Annotated in this window: 19 protein-coding genes; 7 read left to right on the top strand and 12 right to left on the bottom strand. The window is 41.7% G+C overall.

Annotation, left to right across the window (positions count from 1 at the left end):
• Window positions 1–74 precede the first annotated feature (74 nt).
• Window positions 75–299, bottom strand: coding sequence for a YuzI family membrane protein (locus tag OIT90_RS04865; RefSeq protein ID WP_039181063.1), 225 nt, complete (start codon window positions 297–299; stop codon window positions 75–77).
• Between the two features lie 126 nt (window positions 300–425).
• Between OIT90_RS04865 and OIT90_RS04860 the strand changes: the two genes are divergently transcribed.
• Window positions 426–1,412, top strand: coding sequence for a potassium channel family protein (locus tag OIT90_RS04860; protein ID WP_039181066.1), 987 nt, complete (start codon window positions 426–428; stop codon window positions 1,410–1,412).
• On the opposite strand, the gene OIT90_RS04855 is transcribed toward OIT90_RS04860, so the two are convergent.
• From OIT90_RS04855 to OIT90_RS04835, 5 genes are all read right to left on the bottom strand, one after another.
• Window positions 1,409–1,810 (bottom strand): YugN-like family protein, encoded by a 402-nt coding sequence (locus tag OIT90_RS04855; RefSeq protein ID WP_024423291.1) that lies wholly within the window; start codon window positions 1,808–1,810, stop codon window positions 1,409–1,411. The two genes, OIT90_RS04860 and OIT90_RS04855, sit on opposite strands and share 4 nt — an antisense overlap.
• Window positions 1,811–1,839: 29 nt before the next feature.
• On the bottom strand, window positions 1,840–2,058 hold the full coding sequence (locus OIT90_RS04850; RefSeq protein WP_212042195.1) for a hypothetical protein: 219 nt from the start codon (window positions 2,056–2,058) through the stop codon (window positions 1,840–1,842).
• Window positions 2,059–2,370: 312 nt separating this feature from the next.
• Entirely contained in the window at window positions 2,371–3,726 is a 1,356-nt protein-coding gene (locus OIT90_RS04845; protein ID WP_024423293.1) for a glucose-6-phosphate isomerase, read from the bottom strand.
• A 126-nt stretch (window positions 3,727–3,852) separates the two neighbouring features.
• The gene (locus OIT90_RS04840) at window positions 3,853–5,025 is read right to left on the bottom strand and encodes an iron-containing alcohol dehydrogenase (RefSeq protein WP_099663610.1); all 1,173 of its coding nucleotides are present in this window, start codon (window positions 5,023–5,025) and stop codon (window positions 3,853–3,855) included.
• 120 nt (window positions 5,026–5,145) lie between these two features.
• Window positions 5,146–6,309: an iron-containing alcohol dehydrogenase gene (locus tag OIT90_RS04835; RefSeq protein ID WP_034282535.1), complete on the bottom strand. Its 1,164-nt coding sequence runs from the start codon at window positions 6,307–6,309 to the stop codon at window positions 5,146–5,148.
• Window positions 6,310–6,453: 144 nt separating this feature from the next.
• Between OIT90_RS04835 and OIT90_RS04830 the strand changes: the two genes are divergently transcribed.
• On the top strand, window positions 6,454–6,690 hold the full coding sequence (locus tag OIT90_RS04830) for a DUF378 domain-containing protein (RefSeq protein ID WP_003212952.1): 237 nt from the start codon (window positions 6,454–6,456) through the stop codon (window positions 6,688–6,690).
• Between the two features lie 58 nt (window positions 6,691–6,748).
• On the opposite strand, the gene yugI is transcribed toward OIT90_RS04830, so the two are convergent.
• The 3 genes from yugI to OIT90_RS04815 all read right to left on the bottom strand — a co-directional run bounded on the left by yugI (window position 6,749) and on the right by OIT90_RS04815 (window position 9,034).
• Window positions 6,749–7,141: a S1 domain-containing post-transcriptional regulator GSP13 gene (gene yugI / locus OIT90_RS04825; RefSeq protein ID WP_008345795.1), complete on the bottom strand. Its 393-nt coding sequence runs from the start codon at window positions 7,139–7,141 to the stop codon at window positions 6,749–6,751.
• 198 nt (window positions 7,142–7,339) lie between these two features.
• Window positions 7,340–8,533 carry an aminotransferase gene (locus OIT90_RS04820; protein WP_366206339.1) on the bottom strand — a complete coding sequence of 398 codons (1,194 nt, stop codon included), beginning with the start codon at window positions 8,531–8,533 and terminating at the stop codon, window positions 7,340–7,342.
• On the bottom strand, window positions 8,534–9,034 hold the full coding sequence (locus tag OIT90_RS04815) for an Lrp/AsnC family transcriptional regulator (RefSeq protein WP_003213765.1): 501 nt from the start codon (window positions 9,032–9,034) through the stop codon (window positions 8,534–8,536).
• 175 nt (window positions 9,035–9,209) lie between these two features.
• Here OIT90_RS04815 and OIT90_RS04810 point away from each other — a divergent pair, with 175 nt between their 5' ends.
• Window positions 9,210–10,034 carry an alpha/beta fold hydrolase gene (locus OIT90_RS04810; RefSeq protein ID WP_474892304.1) on the top strand — a complete coding sequence of 275 codons (825 nt, stop codon included), beginning with the start codon at window positions 9,210–9,212 and terminating at the stop codon, window positions 10,032–10,034.
• On the opposite strand, the gene OIT90_RS04805 is transcribed toward OIT90_RS04810, so the two are convergent.
• The gene (locus tag OIT90_RS04805) at window positions 10,031–10,291 is read right to left on the bottom strand and encodes a YugE family protein (protein ID WP_039181076.1); all 261 of its coding nucleotides are present in this window, start codon (window positions 10,289–10,291) and stop codon (window positions 10,031–10,033) included. The genes OIT90_RS04810 and OIT90_RS04805 overlap by 4 nt on opposite strands.
• An 83-nt stretch (window positions 10,292–10,374) precedes the next feature.
• Between OIT90_RS04805 and OIT90_RS04800 the strand changes: the two genes are divergently transcribed.
• Window positions 10,375–11,550, top strand: a complete 1,176-nt coding sequence (locus tag OIT90_RS04800) for a MalY/PatB family protein (protein WP_341040790.1) — start codon at window positions 10,375–10,377, stop codon at window positions 11,548–11,550.
• Window positions 11,551–11,683: 133 nt separating this feature from the next.
• Entirely contained in the window at window positions 11,684–12,976 is a 1,293-nt protein-coding gene (locus OIT90_RS04795) for a sensor histidine kinase (RefSeq protein ID WP_047203298.1), read from the top strand.
• Here OIT90_RS04795 and OIT90_RS04790 read toward each other — a convergent pair whose 3' ends face one another.
• Window positions 12,977–13,153 (bottom strand): hypothetical protein, encoded by a 177-nt coding sequence (locus OIT90_RS04790; RefSeq protein WP_180272437.1) that lies wholly within the window; start codon window positions 13,151–13,153, stop codon window positions 12,977–12,979.
• Between the two features lie 91 nt (window positions 13,154–13,244).
• Between OIT90_RS04790 and kapB the strand changes: the two genes are divergently transcribed.
• Window positions 13,245–13,637 (top strand): kinase-associated lipoprotein KapB, encoded by a 393-nt coding sequence (gene kapB, locus OIT90_RS04785; protein ID WP_058838072.1) that lies wholly within the window; start codon window positions 13,245–13,247, stop codon window positions 13,635–13,637.
• Here kapB and kapD read toward each other — a convergent pair.
• Window positions 13,634–14,251: a 3'-5' exonuclease KapD gene (kapD, locus tag OIT90_RS04780; RefSeq protein ID WP_099663613.1), complete on the bottom strand. Its 618-nt coding sequence runs from the start codon at window positions 14,249–14,251 to the stop codon at window positions 13,634–13,636. The genes kapB and kapD overlap by 4 nt on opposite strands.
• 217 nt (window positions 14,252–14,468) lie before the next feature.
• On the opposite strand from kapD, the gene OIT90_RS04775 reads away from it, so the two are divergent.
• Window positions 14,469–15,647 carry an MFS transporter gene (locus tag OIT90_RS04775; protein WP_313902631.1) on the top strand — a complete coding sequence of 393 codons (1,179 nt, stop codon included), beginning with the start codon at window positions 14,469–14,471 and terminating at the stop codon, window positions 15,645–15,647.
• Window positions 15,648–15,727: the final 80 nt, after the last annotated feature.

The following is a 15,727-nucleotide window of genomic DNA, read 5'->3' as shown; positions in this document are numbered from 1 at the left end:
ATCAGCTTCCTTTTTATTTTATATATTTATTTACAATTTTAATGACTTTTATGTACCATGTACAGCAAAAAGCACTAGGTCTTTTTCAGGGGAATGACCGCACCAATGAAAAAGAAGAACACACCTAAGCAAGCTGTATAAAAGGTCACTGTACCATAAAGGTCTTGAAAGAAGTGCAGCCATGAAAAATCATTCATAAAATGATTCACAGCATTTAAATCAAACACGAGTAAGATGACAGCTGATGATAAAAAATGCACACCAATAAAAAGAAGTACGGTCTTTTGAACGAACGACATTCGAATTCCCTCCTTCTTCTCCCTTATTTTAAGATATGGGTTCTATTTCAATACATGACGAAGATGAAAAAATCTTTCCTCAATCGGGCATACTGACATTAGCATTCTCCTGAAAGGAAGAGTCCGATGAAATCAAACCGTATCTTTATCGCTTGGCTAAGGTGGCCGCTTTATCTTCGAATTGCCATCATCATCTGTTTCTTGCTTCTTTTTTTTGGACAATTGATCGTTTTACTTGAACCGAAGCAGTATCATACGATCTTTGATGGGATCTGGTGGGCGCTCATTACAGTCTCTACGGTTGGCTACGGTGATTTTGTGCCGCAAACCATGCCAGGGCAGGTGGCAGGTATGGCACTCATTTTTATCGGAGCCAGCTTTGTCACCGCTTATTTCGCCACACTTGCTGCCGCCGTGTTCAGCAAGCAGCACCATTATGTTGAAGGCAAGGTAGCCTTTAAAGGGAAAGGACACCTGATTATCGTCGGCTGGAATGAGAAGACGAACAAACTGCTTCAGTCGTTTCAAACGATTGATCCAGCCATGCCGATTGTGCTGATTGATGATTCCTTGAAAGAGGGGCCTCTTTTGGAAAATGTTCATTTTATTAAAGGACATGGGACCGAAGATGTCACACTCCGTAAAGCCAATATTACCGGTGCAGATGCACTGATGATTACCGCAGATCAGCATGAAAATGAAGTGACAGCCGATATGCAGAGTGTTTTAACCTTACTTGCAGCAAAAGGCTTAAACCCTTCGCTATATTGTTTAATCGAAATCTTAACAGATCGTTACGTGAAAAATGCCGAACGTGCTGGTGCCAACCAAGTCATTCATACCTCTGATGCTGTCAATCATTTAATGGTTGAACATTTTCTGATAAAGGAACAGCTTACAGCGTTAACAAAAAAACGACAAATGACCTTGCATAAAAACGTTACGATCATACCTGTACCAGCTTCATTGGCTGGAGAAACCTTCTTAACAGCGCTCCATCACTTTTTAGAGCATCATGTGATCATCGTTGGCGTACAAAAAAAAGAAGGACCCATGATGAATCCTCCCTTTGGGTATGAGCTTCATCCAGAGGATGAACTGATCAGCCTTTAAAGCAGTGCGTCTTCTAATTCCTTGACGAGCGAAAAGCCAATCTCAGCATAAGCCTTTGATACATCTCCATCTTTCTCTTTTGGTTCTTGGAATTGGTTAAAGGATGCGCCCACATTTCCAACCATCGCATGATCATCTAACTTGTCTTGATATACATGCTTTAAGAGAAATGGATGTCCCATTTTCACCACAACCCCTGGCTGATCCAGCTGGCCTTTCTCGGCTGTAAATGGAACTCTGAGAAAGGTATAGCCATCACGGTTATCAATTTTATAATCAAAATATCCGTGATCATAATCCCAGTTGCCATTAATGACATAACCGAGCGGCTTCATTGTTTCTTCTAAATGGTAAAGTGAAAAGCTTTCACCAGGCAGTCTGGATGGTACATGAATCATACGAAACCCTCCTTTTTGTATAGGGTTCGTTAAAGAGAGGAATTCATACATTTGCCCTTTGTAATTTGTACATTGTTTGTAAACGCGGCATCAAATAGGCTTTGATTGGATGATTGATTCGTCTCGTTATCGCTGCCAGAACCTGCTGTTTCCTTCGTAGCACTCGTAGAACAAATGCGTCCGACATTGCCAAAGTTCACGATTGCCTGGCCAGAAATATCATGAATATAGACATGATTCGTCCTCATTTTTCACCCTCCTCCATTTATTATTCTATGTACAGTACACAGGAAAGCTTGCACAGGAACCTGAAGAAAACAAAAAAGGCACACCTTTATGTAAAGGTGTGCTCAGCGTGTAGACAAACCCTTGCATTCTGTGTCAGTCCTGCGCTCCGGTGCTCACGAATGTCAAATTCGCTCCGCTCCGGTGCTCGTCCTTCCTAGACTTCAAAGGTTTTCTATCACGCTGAAAAGAAGACAAAGGGCTAAAATCAAGATCATTTTAGCCCTTTGTCAACAATCTGGGCACACCTTTATGAAAAGGTGTGCTTTTTCGTCTTATGATTGTTTTAAACGGCTTTCAAGCTCTGCTTTTTTCTCTTCGAAGCCCGGTTTGCCTAGTAAAGCAAACATATTCACTTTATAAGCTTCTACTCCAGGCTGATCGAATGGGTTGACGCCTAGTAAATATCCAGACATCGCACATGCTTTCTCAAAGAAGTACACAAGGTATCCGAATGTATAAGCATCCATCTCAGGAATTGTCACGATAAGATTCGGTACTTTTCCATCTGTATGGGCAAGCATTGTTCCTTCAAATGCTTTTTTATTGACGAAATCAACCGTTTTTCCTGCCAGATAGTTCAAGCCATCAAGGTCTTGCTCTTCTGCTTCAATCACAAGCTCATGTCGAGGCTTGTCTACATTGACGATTGTTTCGAACAAATCTCTTCTTCCTTCTTGAACATATTGGCCAAGTGAATGAAGATCTGTTGAGAAGTTAGCAGATGAAGGATAGATTCCTTTTTCATCTTTCCCTTCACTTTCACCGAATAATTGCTTCCACCATTCTGCGAAATATTGGAGGCCTGGCTCATAGTTAATCAGCATTTCAATCGTTCTGCCTTTATTGTAAAGGACATTGCGGACGACAGCATATTGGTAAGCCGCATTTTCAGAAAGCTCAGATGAAGCGAAGTCTTCGCTTGCTTTTGCCGCACCTTCCATCATCTGATCAATGTCTGCACCGCTCACAGCGATTGGCAAAAGACCGACTGCTGTTAATACAGAATAGCGTCCACCAACATCATCAGGGATGATAAATGATTCGTAGCCTTCTTCAGTTGCTAATGTTTTCAGTGCACCGCGTGCCTTGTCAGTTGTCGCATAAATACGTTTTTTCGCTTCTTCAGCACCGTATTTTTCAATGAGGAGCTTTTTAAAGATGCGGAACGCAATGGCTGGCTCTGTTGTTGTACCAGATTTTGAAATCACATTAATGGAGAAATCTGCATCTTCCAATAGATCCATCACATCTGTTAAATAAGAAGAACTGATGTTGTTTCCAATAAAAATGATTTGTGGTGTCTTGCGCTTGCCTTTTGGCAAAGTGTTATAGAAAGAATGGTTCAAAAACTCAATCGCCGCACGTGCACCTAGATATGACCCGCCGATTCCGACAACAAGCAGGACGTCAGAGTCAGACTTAATTTTATCTGCACTTTTTTTAATGCGGGCAAATTCTTCGCGGTCATATTGCTTCGGCAAGTCCACCCAGCCTAAATAGTCACTGCCTGCACCCGTTTGTTCATGAATATTATGATGGGCCACCTTCACAAAATCTTTTAAATATGTAAGCTCATGTTCTTGAAAGAAAGGTAACGCTTTCGAGTAGTCAAATTGAATATGTGTCATCGCTTGTAAGCCCTCCATTACGTTAGTTCTGTCCCTTTCACTTTAGCGGAACTAGCTTTTGAAATCAAGTGATCGTCACTGGCATAGCAAAAAGCCGCTTCTCATTCGGAGAAGCGGCAATCTGAATTATAAAGAAGCTTTCAAAATCGATAGAATGTCATCACGGTTAAGTTTCATAAAGTTTCCAAAACCACCATATTCCATTTCTTTTGCTGCAATGTCAGCAATTTTGTCCAGCTGATCCTCACCAATGTCATAATCAGCTAAACGGCTTGGTGCACCAAGGCTTGTCCAGAACGCTGACAGTTTGTCGATTCCTTCCAATGCGATGTCACGATCTGACTTTCCTTCTGTTTCGATATCAAACATGTTCAGCATAAGGTTTTTAAAGCGTTCGACATTATGATCGAGTGTGTGGCGCATCCAGTTTGGGAAGAGGATGGCAAGTCCGCCTGCATGCGGAATGTCATAGACAGCCGATACAGCATGCTCAATCGTATGGGATGCCCAGTCGCCAAAGTAACCCATTTGCAGCGTGCCATTTAAAGCAATCGTTCCTGCATAAAGGATGGTTTCACGGTGTTCATAGTTTTGTAAGTCTTCAAGAAGCTTTGGTGCTGTCTCGATGACTGTTTGAAGAACAGCAAAACACATCCGATCTTGTAGAGGCGTGTTTTTCACATTATGGAAGTATTGCTCAAAAACGTGGCTCATCATATCAACCATACCATACACTGTCTGGTTTTCTGGCACAGAATACGTATGCTCAGGATCTAGAATCGAAAAAGCAGGGTGAGTGACAGAGCTGCCCCACACATATTTTTCATTCGTTTCCCAGTTTGTGATGACAGAGTCCGGGTTCATTTCTGAACCAGTTGCTGCAAGTGTCAGCACTGTGCCAAACGGCAGTGCTTTTTGAGCGGTTGTTTTCTTTGAAATAATATCCCACACATCACCGTCATACTCTGCTCCGGCTGCAATCGCTTTTGTACAGTCGATCACACTGCCGCCGCCAACGGCTAATAAGAAATCAATGTTCTCCTTGTGGCAGATATCGATTCCCTTTTTCACTGTTGTGAGGCGCGGGTTTGGTTCAACGCCAGGCAGCTCAAACACTTCGGCATCTGCTTCATTTAACGCACGGATGACATTGTCATAAAGACCATTTTTCTTAATGCTGCCGCCGCCATATACAAGTAACACTCGTTTTCCATAACGAGCGAGTTCGCTTTTGAGTCCTTCTAGTTGTCCTTTTCCAAACATCAATTTTGTTGGATTGTAGTAAATAAAATTCTCCATCTGTTGAAACATCTCCTTACAACGAATATATCCAAAAACATGAAAGACTACTGTAACATATGTACACGATGAACTCAAAAAAAGATAACTGCCCGCAAGCAGCTATCTTTTGTTGTTCAATTATAAAGAAGCGTTCAGAATGGCTAAAACATCTTCTTTGTTTAGCTTTTTAAATTGACCAAATTCACCGCGTGCCATTGCACGGTCTGCAATTAAATCAATTTTCTCATCGTTGATGTCATAATCCGCTAAACGGCTTGGTGCGCCAAGACTTGTCCAGAAAGCTGACAGCTTGTCGATTCCTTCTAAGCCGACTTCTTCGTCTGTTTTGCCCGCAGGGTCTACATCGAATACACGCACCGCTAATTGTTTAAAACGGCCTGGGTTTTCTTGAATCACATGTTTCATCCAGTTCGGGAACAAGATCGCAAGTCCGCCTGCATGAGGAATATCATAGACAGCAGATACTGCATGCTCAATGTTATGAGATGCCCAGTCACCGCGTGCCCCCATTGAAAGCATTCCATTGAGCGCAATTGTACCAGTGAATAAAATCGTTTCACGCAACTCATAGTTCTCTAGATCGTTGATCAACTTCGGTGCCGTTTCAATGACAGTGCGAAGAAGTCCTTCACACATGCGATCTTGATAAGGCGTATTTTCCGTGTGATGGAAATATTGTTCGAACACATGTGACATCATGTCAACCATGCCATAAATCGTATGGTTTTTAGGCACAGTGAATGTGTTGACTGGATCCAGAATAGAGAATTTCGGGAAAACTGCTGGACTTCCCCAGCCATACTTCTCATTTGTTTCCCAGTTTGTGATAACTGATCCAGAGTTCATTTCAGAGCCTGTTGCGGCAAGTGTCAACACAGTACCGAACGGAATAGCTTCCATTGGGACGTGCTTACGTGTCACGATATCCCAAGCATCTCCATCGTACTTCGCACCAGCAGCGATTGCTTTTGTCGCATCAATGACACTGCCGCCGCCAACTGCCAAAATAAAATCAATATCGTTCTCTTTGCAAAGCTCGACCCCTTTTCTTACTGTCGTTAAGCGCGGGTTTGGCTCTACGCCAGCAAGTTCAGTGATGGCAGCTCCTGATTCTTTTAGGATGCTGACAACTTGGTCATAAAGGCCGTTTCGTTTAATACTGCCTCCACCATATACAAGTAATACGTTTTTTCCGTAGTGTTTGAGTTCATCTGAAAGGGCTGATACTTCTCCCTTTCCAAAAATTAATTTCGTTGGGTTCCAATAAGTAAATCGATCCATGTGATCTCCTCCTCGCGCTACATTATGCGCCTCATTCATTCCAAAAGTAAAGTAATTTGCTTTCATCCATTTTCTTACGCATAGTTTGGCTAAAAATCTGCAAAATATAAATGTATTGATGCTGTAGCGAAAGGAGGAATCACGATGAGTGCTATTCAGCGTATTGCCCTCGTGCTCACGATTATCGGTGCTATTAACTGGGGACTAATCGGCTTTTTTCAATTTGACTTAGTAGCAGCGATCTTTGGCGGACAAGGTTCTGCATTATCACGTATTATTTATGGTCTTGTTGGAATTGCAGGTCTTGTCAACCTTGGTCTGTTGTTCAAGCCAAGCGAAGAAGCTGTTCGCCGTGACGAACCGAATCCAGAGGTTCGTTAAATAAAAAGGCTGCCTACATGAGGCAGCCTAAGGCACCGTTTGAAGCGGTGCTTTTTTATTATTTCTTGATAAGGTCTTTACGGTTTGATTGCTCAATCCACTCTTCAAGTTTATCTTTAAGCGTATTGAAACCTTGTGGTGCAGCAGCTTCTTCTTTCACTTGCTGTGGTCTTTGTTTCTTTGGTTTGCTTTCTTTTCTTTCAGGTGCTTCTTGTGTCGCACGGATAGAAAGGCTGATTTTACCTGCATTTTCATCAACAGAAAGAACTTTTACTTGTACTTCGTCACCAATTGAAAGATGCTCGTTGATGTCTTTTACAAAGCCATGTGTTACTTCAGAAATATGCACAAGTCCTTGAGTTTCTTCATCTAATGCAACAAACGCACCATACGCTTGTAATCCTGTTACTTTACCAGTGTAAACACTGCCTACTTCAAACTTTGTCGCCATGATAACAACTCCTAAATAAATGTTTTAATATTCGTTTATACGCAATTAAAAACTATATCACAGAACGGGCAGTTACGCAAAATATTTTTTAAATGGGTTTAGATTAGATCAAAAGGGGGAATACCTGAAAACAAGAATGCTTTCTAGTATTCCCCCCTAATTTGTGAGGCATGAGTCCATTTGGATTGATGCCTTTTTTTATTTTAAGATGGCTGATGCTTCTTCCTTCACTTGTCGAGCCTGCAAAAAGCGCTGAATTCTTGAAAGTGATTCCTGAAGATGATCAAGTGATGAAGCGTATGAACAGCGAATATGACCCTCACCGCTCGGTCCGAATACATTCCCAGGAACAACAGCGACTTTTTCACTTAGGAGCAGCTCCTCAGCAAATTGTTCTGATGTCATGCCTGTGCTTTTAATCGATGGGAACGCGTAAAATGCTCCGTTTGGCTGGTGGCATGCGAGGCCTAGTTCATTCAGGGAGCCGACAAACAAATTACGGCGTCTTCTATAGCTTTTCTTCATTTTCTCTACATCTTCAAGCCCATTTTTTAATGCTTCTTCTGCCGCATATTGTGCCATCGCCGGCGCGCACATCATAGAATATTGATGTATTTTCAGCATGGCATCGCGCAGTACAGGTGGTGCTGCCACATATCCTAAGCGCCAACCCGTCATGGCAAACCCTTTAGAAAAGCCTGAAATCAAGATCGTTCTTTCTTTCATATCCTGTATAGCCGCCACGCTTGTAAAAGCTTCATCGTATGTCAGCTCTGCATAAATCTCATCCGTAATAATGAGCAGATCATTCTCTTTCGCAAATTGAGCAATATCTTCAAGCTCTTCCTTTGAATAAACAGAACCCGTTGGATTTGATGGCGAGCAAAGCAAAATGGCTTTTGTCTTCGGCGTCAGCTTTGTGCGAAGATCAGCAGAATCCGCTTTGAAATCTTTTTCAGCGGATGTACTTAAATAGACAGGCACTCCGCCTGCAAGTGTCGTAAGCGCCCCGTACGCTACGAAACAAGGCTCTGGAATGATCACTTCATCTCCGCTGTTTAAAATCGCACGAAAGGCCAAATCAAGCGCCTGGCTTCCGCCAACTGTGATAATTAGTTCTTCTTCTGGACTGTAGTCAATGTGAAACCGCTTATATAAATAGTGGCTCAGTTCTTTTCGCAAAGAGATTAAACCTGCATTCGCCGTATAGGAGGTCAGTCCTTGTTCTAATGACATAATACTTGCTTCTCTTACATTCCAAGCTGTCACGAAATCTGGCTCTCCGACTCCAAGGGAGATAACTCCCTCCATTGTGGCAGCCAAATCAAAGAATTTCCGAATACCTGACGGCTGAATGCTTTGTACCGTTTCAGATAAATAAGACTTTTTCATTTAAGGAGACACCACGATTCTTTTGTCATCGTCTCCTGTTTCAAACACTTTCCCATCATGTTTATATCTTTTCAAAATAAAGTGGGTAGTTGTTGAAACAACGGAATCAAGTGTCGATAATTTTTCAGATACGAAGCGGGCAATATCAGACATTGATCTTCCGCGGATCACAACGGAAAGATCATAAACACCTGACATGAGATAGACAGACTCCACTTCCTGAAACCGATAAATCCGTTCAGCAATTTCATCAAATCCGACGCCTCTTTTTGGTGTCACTTTTACATCAATCATTGCTGTAACGCCTTCATGGCCATCCACTTTTCGCCAGTCAATCATAGTTGAATAATCAATAATAACTTTTTGATCTTCAAGTTTTTGAATGATGGCTTCGGCTTCTTCTGTTGTCACGCCTGCCATTTTTGCTATTGTATTTAAATCGGCGCGGCTGTTTTCATCTAAAATCTCTAATATTTCAGTTTCTTTTTCTGTTAGTTTCATTTGATTTCACACCTCAGATTATAAAAGCTAGTTTTAAAAAATCTTCTGAACATTATAGCACGTTTTTCCCATTATGCTAAGCAGGGAAAAGATTCTAATGATAGCTTAAAATCCACTTTTTAGGGTACAATACAGTCACCTAACAGAGAGAGTATCAAGTATCGGAGTGAAGATTGTGGACATTGTTCAGCCAGCTTATATGAAAAGTACATTCGGTTTAGACATCTATTACGAGCACTATCCAAATGAGGGCAAGAAGACATTGATCTTAATTCACGGTCTCTTCTCTTCTACCTTCAGCTATCGAAAACTCATTCCGCTTCTAAAGCAGGACTTCAATTTAATTGCGATAGATCTGCCGCCATTTGGACAGTCCGAGAAGTCGAATACGTTTATTTACAGCTATCGCAACATGGGAAAAATTATTATTGAGCTAGCTGGTTATTTACAGATTCAGCATGCGATTCTAGTAGGCCATTCAATGGGCGGACAGATTGCCTTATACGCTGCCACTGAGCGGCCAGACCTATTTGAAAAGGCGGTTCTTTTGTGCAGCTCTGGATATTTGAATAAGTCAAAAAAATCACTTGTTTACAGCACATATATTCCTTATTTTTATCTGTATCTAAAAAGAAAGCTTTTAAAGCAGGGCATTATGAAAAATTTAACTGCCGTTGTGCATGATCACTCCATCATTGATCAAGAGATGGTCGACGGATATTTAAAACCGTTTTCAGATGATCAAATCTTTCGGGGAATATTTCGTTTGATTCGGCACCGGGAAGGAGATTTAACCTCGGACGTTTTAAAGAAAATGGAAACACCCGTGCTGCTTATTTGGGGCGAGGAAGATCGAATCGTTCCCATTCAAATAGGCGAAAGACTGCACAAAGATCTGCCGAATTCGACCTTACATGCATTAAAAAAAACCGGGCACCTCATTCCTGAGGAAAATCCGGTCTTTGTGTCTGATCAAATCGGACATTTCAGCCTGTCTTAGCGTGAACAGGAGCTGCTGTCTCGCAAGACAAAAAGCTGATTTGCTATATGCTGACAGCTCTCTATCGGAAGAAGCTGTTCAAATGAGTGATGGTAGATGGCTTGAATCTCTTTTGCTAAAGATAACGGGTCTTCTGCGTCGTATAATGCACTGATGACGTCAGCAGGCTCCGTTTCATAAAAATCCTCTCCATAATGAAAAGGGTCCCATGCCTTAATGAATTGAATCATCTCTTCTACAGCTTGACTATCTTTCATCGGTATCACCGCTTATAATAAATTTTGTGATGTTTATTTTAGCACAACCAAGAATGGTTGAAAAACAGCTAGAGGTGGGTTTCATGAATTTCGACGAACAGATCATACGTAAAGGTTCAAAATCAGTGAAATGGGATCAAGCAGAGTCTTTGTTCCTGACAACAGATGCCCTCCCGATGTGGGTGGCCGATATGGATTTTAAAGCGCCGCAGGTCGTCCTTGATGCATTGAAAGAGCGATTAGACCATGGTGTATTTGGCTATGCATTTCAAGATCAGGATACGCAGCAGGCAGTAGCTGGATGGCTCAAAAGAAGACACGGATGGACCATTCAGACAGAAGCGGTCACTTTTACACCAGGCATCGTAACGGCACTTAGTTTTGCTGTTCAAGCCTTTACAGCACCGCATGACGAAGTAGTTATACAGTCACCAGTGTATACACCTTTTTATCAAATGATTGAGCGAAATGGACGTACAGTCTCAACCAATCCTTTAAAAATAGAAAACAACCGTTATATGATGGATTTTGATGATTTAGAGAAAAAACTGAGCAGACCACAAGCAAAGCTCATGTTCCTATGTCACCCGCATAATCCGTCTGGAAGAGCGTGGTCAAAAGAGGAATTAAAGCGAGTTGGAGACCTCTGTGTGAAGCATGGAGTCACAGTCGTTTCAGATGAGATTCATTCTGATTTGATGCTTTACGGGAAGCAGCATGTGCCCTTTGCCAGCCTTTCTGACGACATTGCACATATTACAGTAACGTGTATTGCGCCGAGTAAAACCTTTAATCTAGCGGGGCTCCAGGCATCTGCTATTATCATTTCAGATGAAGAAAAAAGAACCCTTTTCACCAATGAATTGCAAAGAAACGGACTGTCCAAACTGAATGCATTTGCGATTCCAGCGATGGAAGCAGCATACCGCCACGGGGATGAGTGGCTTGATGCCCTTGTTCTTTATCTCGAAGGCAATATGAAGATGGCGATGGACTATATTGACGAAAATCTTCCAAATATGCGTTATATGAAACCAGATGCTTCTTATTTATTGTGGCTGGACATTCGGGATTATCAATTCAGTCAAGCGGAATTAAAGCGGAATCTGCTAAAGAAAGGGAAAGTGATCCTAGAGCTTGGCCACGTGTACGGACACGAAGGAGACGGCTTTATTCGGATGAATCTCGGCTGTCCTGCTTCAACAGTCAAAGAAGGACTGAAACGTCTTCATCAAGCGTTCACGCTATCAGCTGAATAAGATCTATACGGTAGAAAGAACATCCTAACGGGTGTTCTTTTTAAAGAAAAAAACCCTCCTTTTATCATATCTACTTTGTACATGAAATGATATAATGAGAGGAATTACTATTATTTACGAGGAGAGCATTTAAATGGAAATGTTCAAGGATTTTCTGCTCCATGTATCTTTTATTCTATTTCCAATCTTTTTATATCATGCGCTATGGCTAAGCCGGACCCCTGCTCATTTCCCAAAAACGAATAAACTGCTCATCACAGTATTCGCATCCATCTCTTCAGCACTATGTATTATGTATCCAGTTGGTTCGATTTTAGATTTGCAGACTGGGCTTCAATCCATTCCCCTTGTACTTGCTATTTTATACGGAGGATACATGGCGGGGAGCGTTGCCATCTTGATAAGCATCATTGTCAAATTCGTGATGTATGGCTCTTTCTTATGGATTGGACTCATTGTTGTCCCAATTTACTTTTTCATCCCGTTCCTGTTCTACCGAAAATGGCATCAATATTCGAAGCCAAATAAGCTTTTTTACGGAGTGCTTATCGGTTTATCCAAAGGATTCTTTATTTACATTGGACTGCTTGCGGTCAGCTTACTGGAATACAGCCCAGCTTTTATTATGCAGCAAAAGCTCCTTGAGTTATTTTTCTCAACTCTTTACTACATATTCTTTCTTGTGCTCAGTATCTATTCCATTGAATTCGTTAAAGAAAATGCGGAAATGAGAACACAGCTTGTCCAGTCAGAAAAACTGACCATTGTAAGTGAACTTGCTGCAAGTGTCGCCCATGAAGTACGCAATCCGCTGACAGTTGTGAGAGGATTTATTCAATTGCTCTTTTCGAGTGATCATACGAAAGAGCCGCCTGCCAATAAAGATTATAAAAATCTCGTTCTGTCCGAGTTAGACCGGGCGCAGGACATTATCACGAGTTATCTTGACATTGCAAAACAAAACTATTATCAAATTGAATCACTCAATCTATCTAAATTACTTGAGGAATGTGCATCACTGATGACATCCTATGCGAATTTTAAATCGGTCACGATTCATCAATCCATTGAACCTGACTTATACATTCAAGGTGACGTAACGAAGATCAAGCAAGTCATGATTAATTTAATCAAAAATGCGATAGAAGCGGCTCCCGAACATGAAGGGAAGGTTGAACTTTTTGCTTCGAAAGAAAATCATAAAATCTGCCTTTATTTCGTTGATAATGGTGTAGGTATGACAGAAAGCCAAATGAAAAAGCTTGGCGAACCGTATTACACCTTGAAAAACAAAGGGACAGGGCTTGGGCTGACAGTGACTTTTTCAATTATTGAAAATCACCATGGAACCATACGTTTCAAAAGCTCGCTGCAGTCTGGAACAACCGTCACCGTAAAATTTCCTGAAGATACAAGAAGAAAATGATTAATCCATTTTTTTTGTTCTTTTTTCATCTATCCGCTCCTGCTTCTTAGACGCACGCACGATGAGACGAAAACAAATAAACGCAGCAATAAAGAACATCACCGTGGTGATCGCCGCCGGGATGTACTCCCTTTTATCTTCAGGAAAATATAGTAGAAAAAGTACGATGAATGACATCTCGCCATTCCCCCTTTTGCTCGTTTACTTCACTATATTGGCTAAAAGAAATGAAATACCTTCCTATGAGAAGGAAATGGAGGAATTTCACATGACAGACATTCAAATTGGACAAGTTGTGAAAGGTTTTTATAAAACAGGTGTATACGTTGGGGAAGTGACAGCAGTGAAACCATCGACCTATCTCGTTCAAGTAAAAGCCATTCTGACACATCCCACTCAAGGCGACCTGCATCATCCGAAAGAAGCAGACGTGCCTTTTTTCCAGGAGAGGCGGGCTTTGGCCTATAGAGAACAGACCAATATCCCTCATCATATGGTGAAACCTTTTGATGGCGATATACCTGATTATGAAGAGTCACTGAAAGAAGCTGTAGATAAATTGAAACAAGCACTCCATGCGGATGATTCCAAATGGGCTGAAAAATCAAGAGCGTGCCTATCTTCTCTTGAGAAAGATTATTTTCCAGAAGACGTCCGCTAATCAGCCGAATCAAAAAAATGTGAGAAATCGATCAGCTCACCAATTTTGGTCGTTTGCGGATTTTCCACATAGGCTCTGTCTTTTTCAAAAAGGGTTAACAGCTGATAAGTCGTCATGGCATCATCGAGTGCTTTATGATGCTTACCAGCTCCTTCACTGCCATATTCCTTTGCCGCTTTTCGAAGCCCTGTCAGTGTGCGGTCACCAAAAAAGGTTTTATATTCAAAGGCAAGATCCCTCAGTTTCCCCTTAAAAGGAAAGCTAATATGATTAAGCATACAATTTTGCTTCAATACCTTCATGTCCATGTTGCCCCACGTAATAATCTCACAATTCTCTCCCCCATCAAGTGACACGAGCTTCTCGATAAACACCTCAAATGAAATCCCGCTCTCTACATCCTCCTGCGTAATTCCGAGGAATGATTTACAGCGCTTCGTCAGCTTTGGGAACTTTTTCGGTTTGACGTAGCTGGAGAATGTGTCTATGATCGTTTCATCTGCTGCTTTCACTACCCCAGCTTCAATAATTTCAGGAAAAAAGTTTTGTGGATGATATTTTCCATCAGGCATCGTAAATTCAAAATCGACCACAAGCACCGTCTTCTGTTCCACCAGTTTCACCTCACTTTTTCGTCAGTTTTCATTCTCATACCATTATATTAAGGTGGACCTTGAAATCACTTCATTTTCGTGAAAATAATGCAGATTCACTACGCCCAACCTATTCATCTGATGAAAGATCGTTTATTTTCCTTTATAATTATTAAGGAACACGAAATAAATAAAGAAGGTGGTCTCTATCACAAACAGGAAGAAAAACTTGTACATCATGTGGTTTGTGAACTTTTTTGTATCTGCGAGCATTACAATGATCGTCCCTTTTTTATCACTTTACATAGAATCTCTTGATAGCAGCTATTCAAATGAATTTGTTCAAAGATGGAGCGGCTATGTCTTTGGGGTCACGTTTTTAACGGCCTTCCTGATCTCTCCAATTTGGGGGCGGATTGGCGACCGGCATGGCTATAAAAAGATATTATTAATTAACGGTATTGGCATCGCCACAAGTATTCTATTAATGGGGCTTGTGCACACCGTGTATCAGCTATTCGCATTAAGGCTCTTCATGGGGCTTGTCACAGGCTTTATCTCGACTTCCATGGCACTGATTTCTGCACAGACCGAAAAGGCAACTGCCGGTAAAACCCTTGGAACGATGCAGATGAGTAATGTCGCCGGAGGATTGTTTGGTCCATTAATGGGCGGATTCATGGCAGACAGCGTCGGATTTATTTATACGTTTTTCCTCACAGCGGCTGTCATTTATGTGTCAGCTATTGTGATTATCTTCGGAGTGAAGGAACAGCCGATCCGGTCAAAAGAAGCAAAGCGTGTTTCTTACTCACGGAAGGATGTACTCTTTCACATTTTCAAACAGCCTTTACTTATAGTCACGATGCTTTTAACGTTTATTACACAAGTAGGGAACTTTAGCATTCAGCCGCTTTTGGCTTTATACATTCATGATTTACATGGTCCTGTCAATCTCGCTTTTTATGCGGGGCTTGCATTTTCTGCAACTGGACTTGGCAATTTGCTGTTTACGCGAAAATGGGGAGATCTCGGAGATCGAATTGGTCATGACAAGGTGCTGCTTGCCCTTCTCATCCTCTCCTCTATTTTATTCATCCCGCAAGCGATGGCGGATTCGTACGTGATGTTAGTCATTTTCCGTTTCCTATACGGCATGGCACTTGGCGGCATTATTCCGTGTACGACGGCGTATATTCGGATCAAAGCACCTACTTCTATGCAAGGGGAAGTGCTCGGATACAATGTCAGCTTCCGCTTTCTTGGGAATGTCGTCGGTCCGGTAATCGGCGGCATTGTGGCGAGTCATTACGGGATTCCAGCTGTCTTTTATGTCACTGCCGGCATTTTTCTGTTTGGCGCTTTATTTTTATGGGTGGTCCGCTCGCATGCGAAGACAAAGGAAAGGAGTGTCTGATCATCTTCAGACACTCTTTTTTTCTTTCAGAAAAGCCTTATTCACTAGACTTCACGCCCATTCTTTTCTAAAAATAACCT

The sequence above is a fragment of the Bacillus sp. ABR genome (assembly GCF_056172715.1).
Note: the sequence above shows the minus strand (reverse complement) of the source record. Positions and strands in the feature narration are given on the sequence as shown.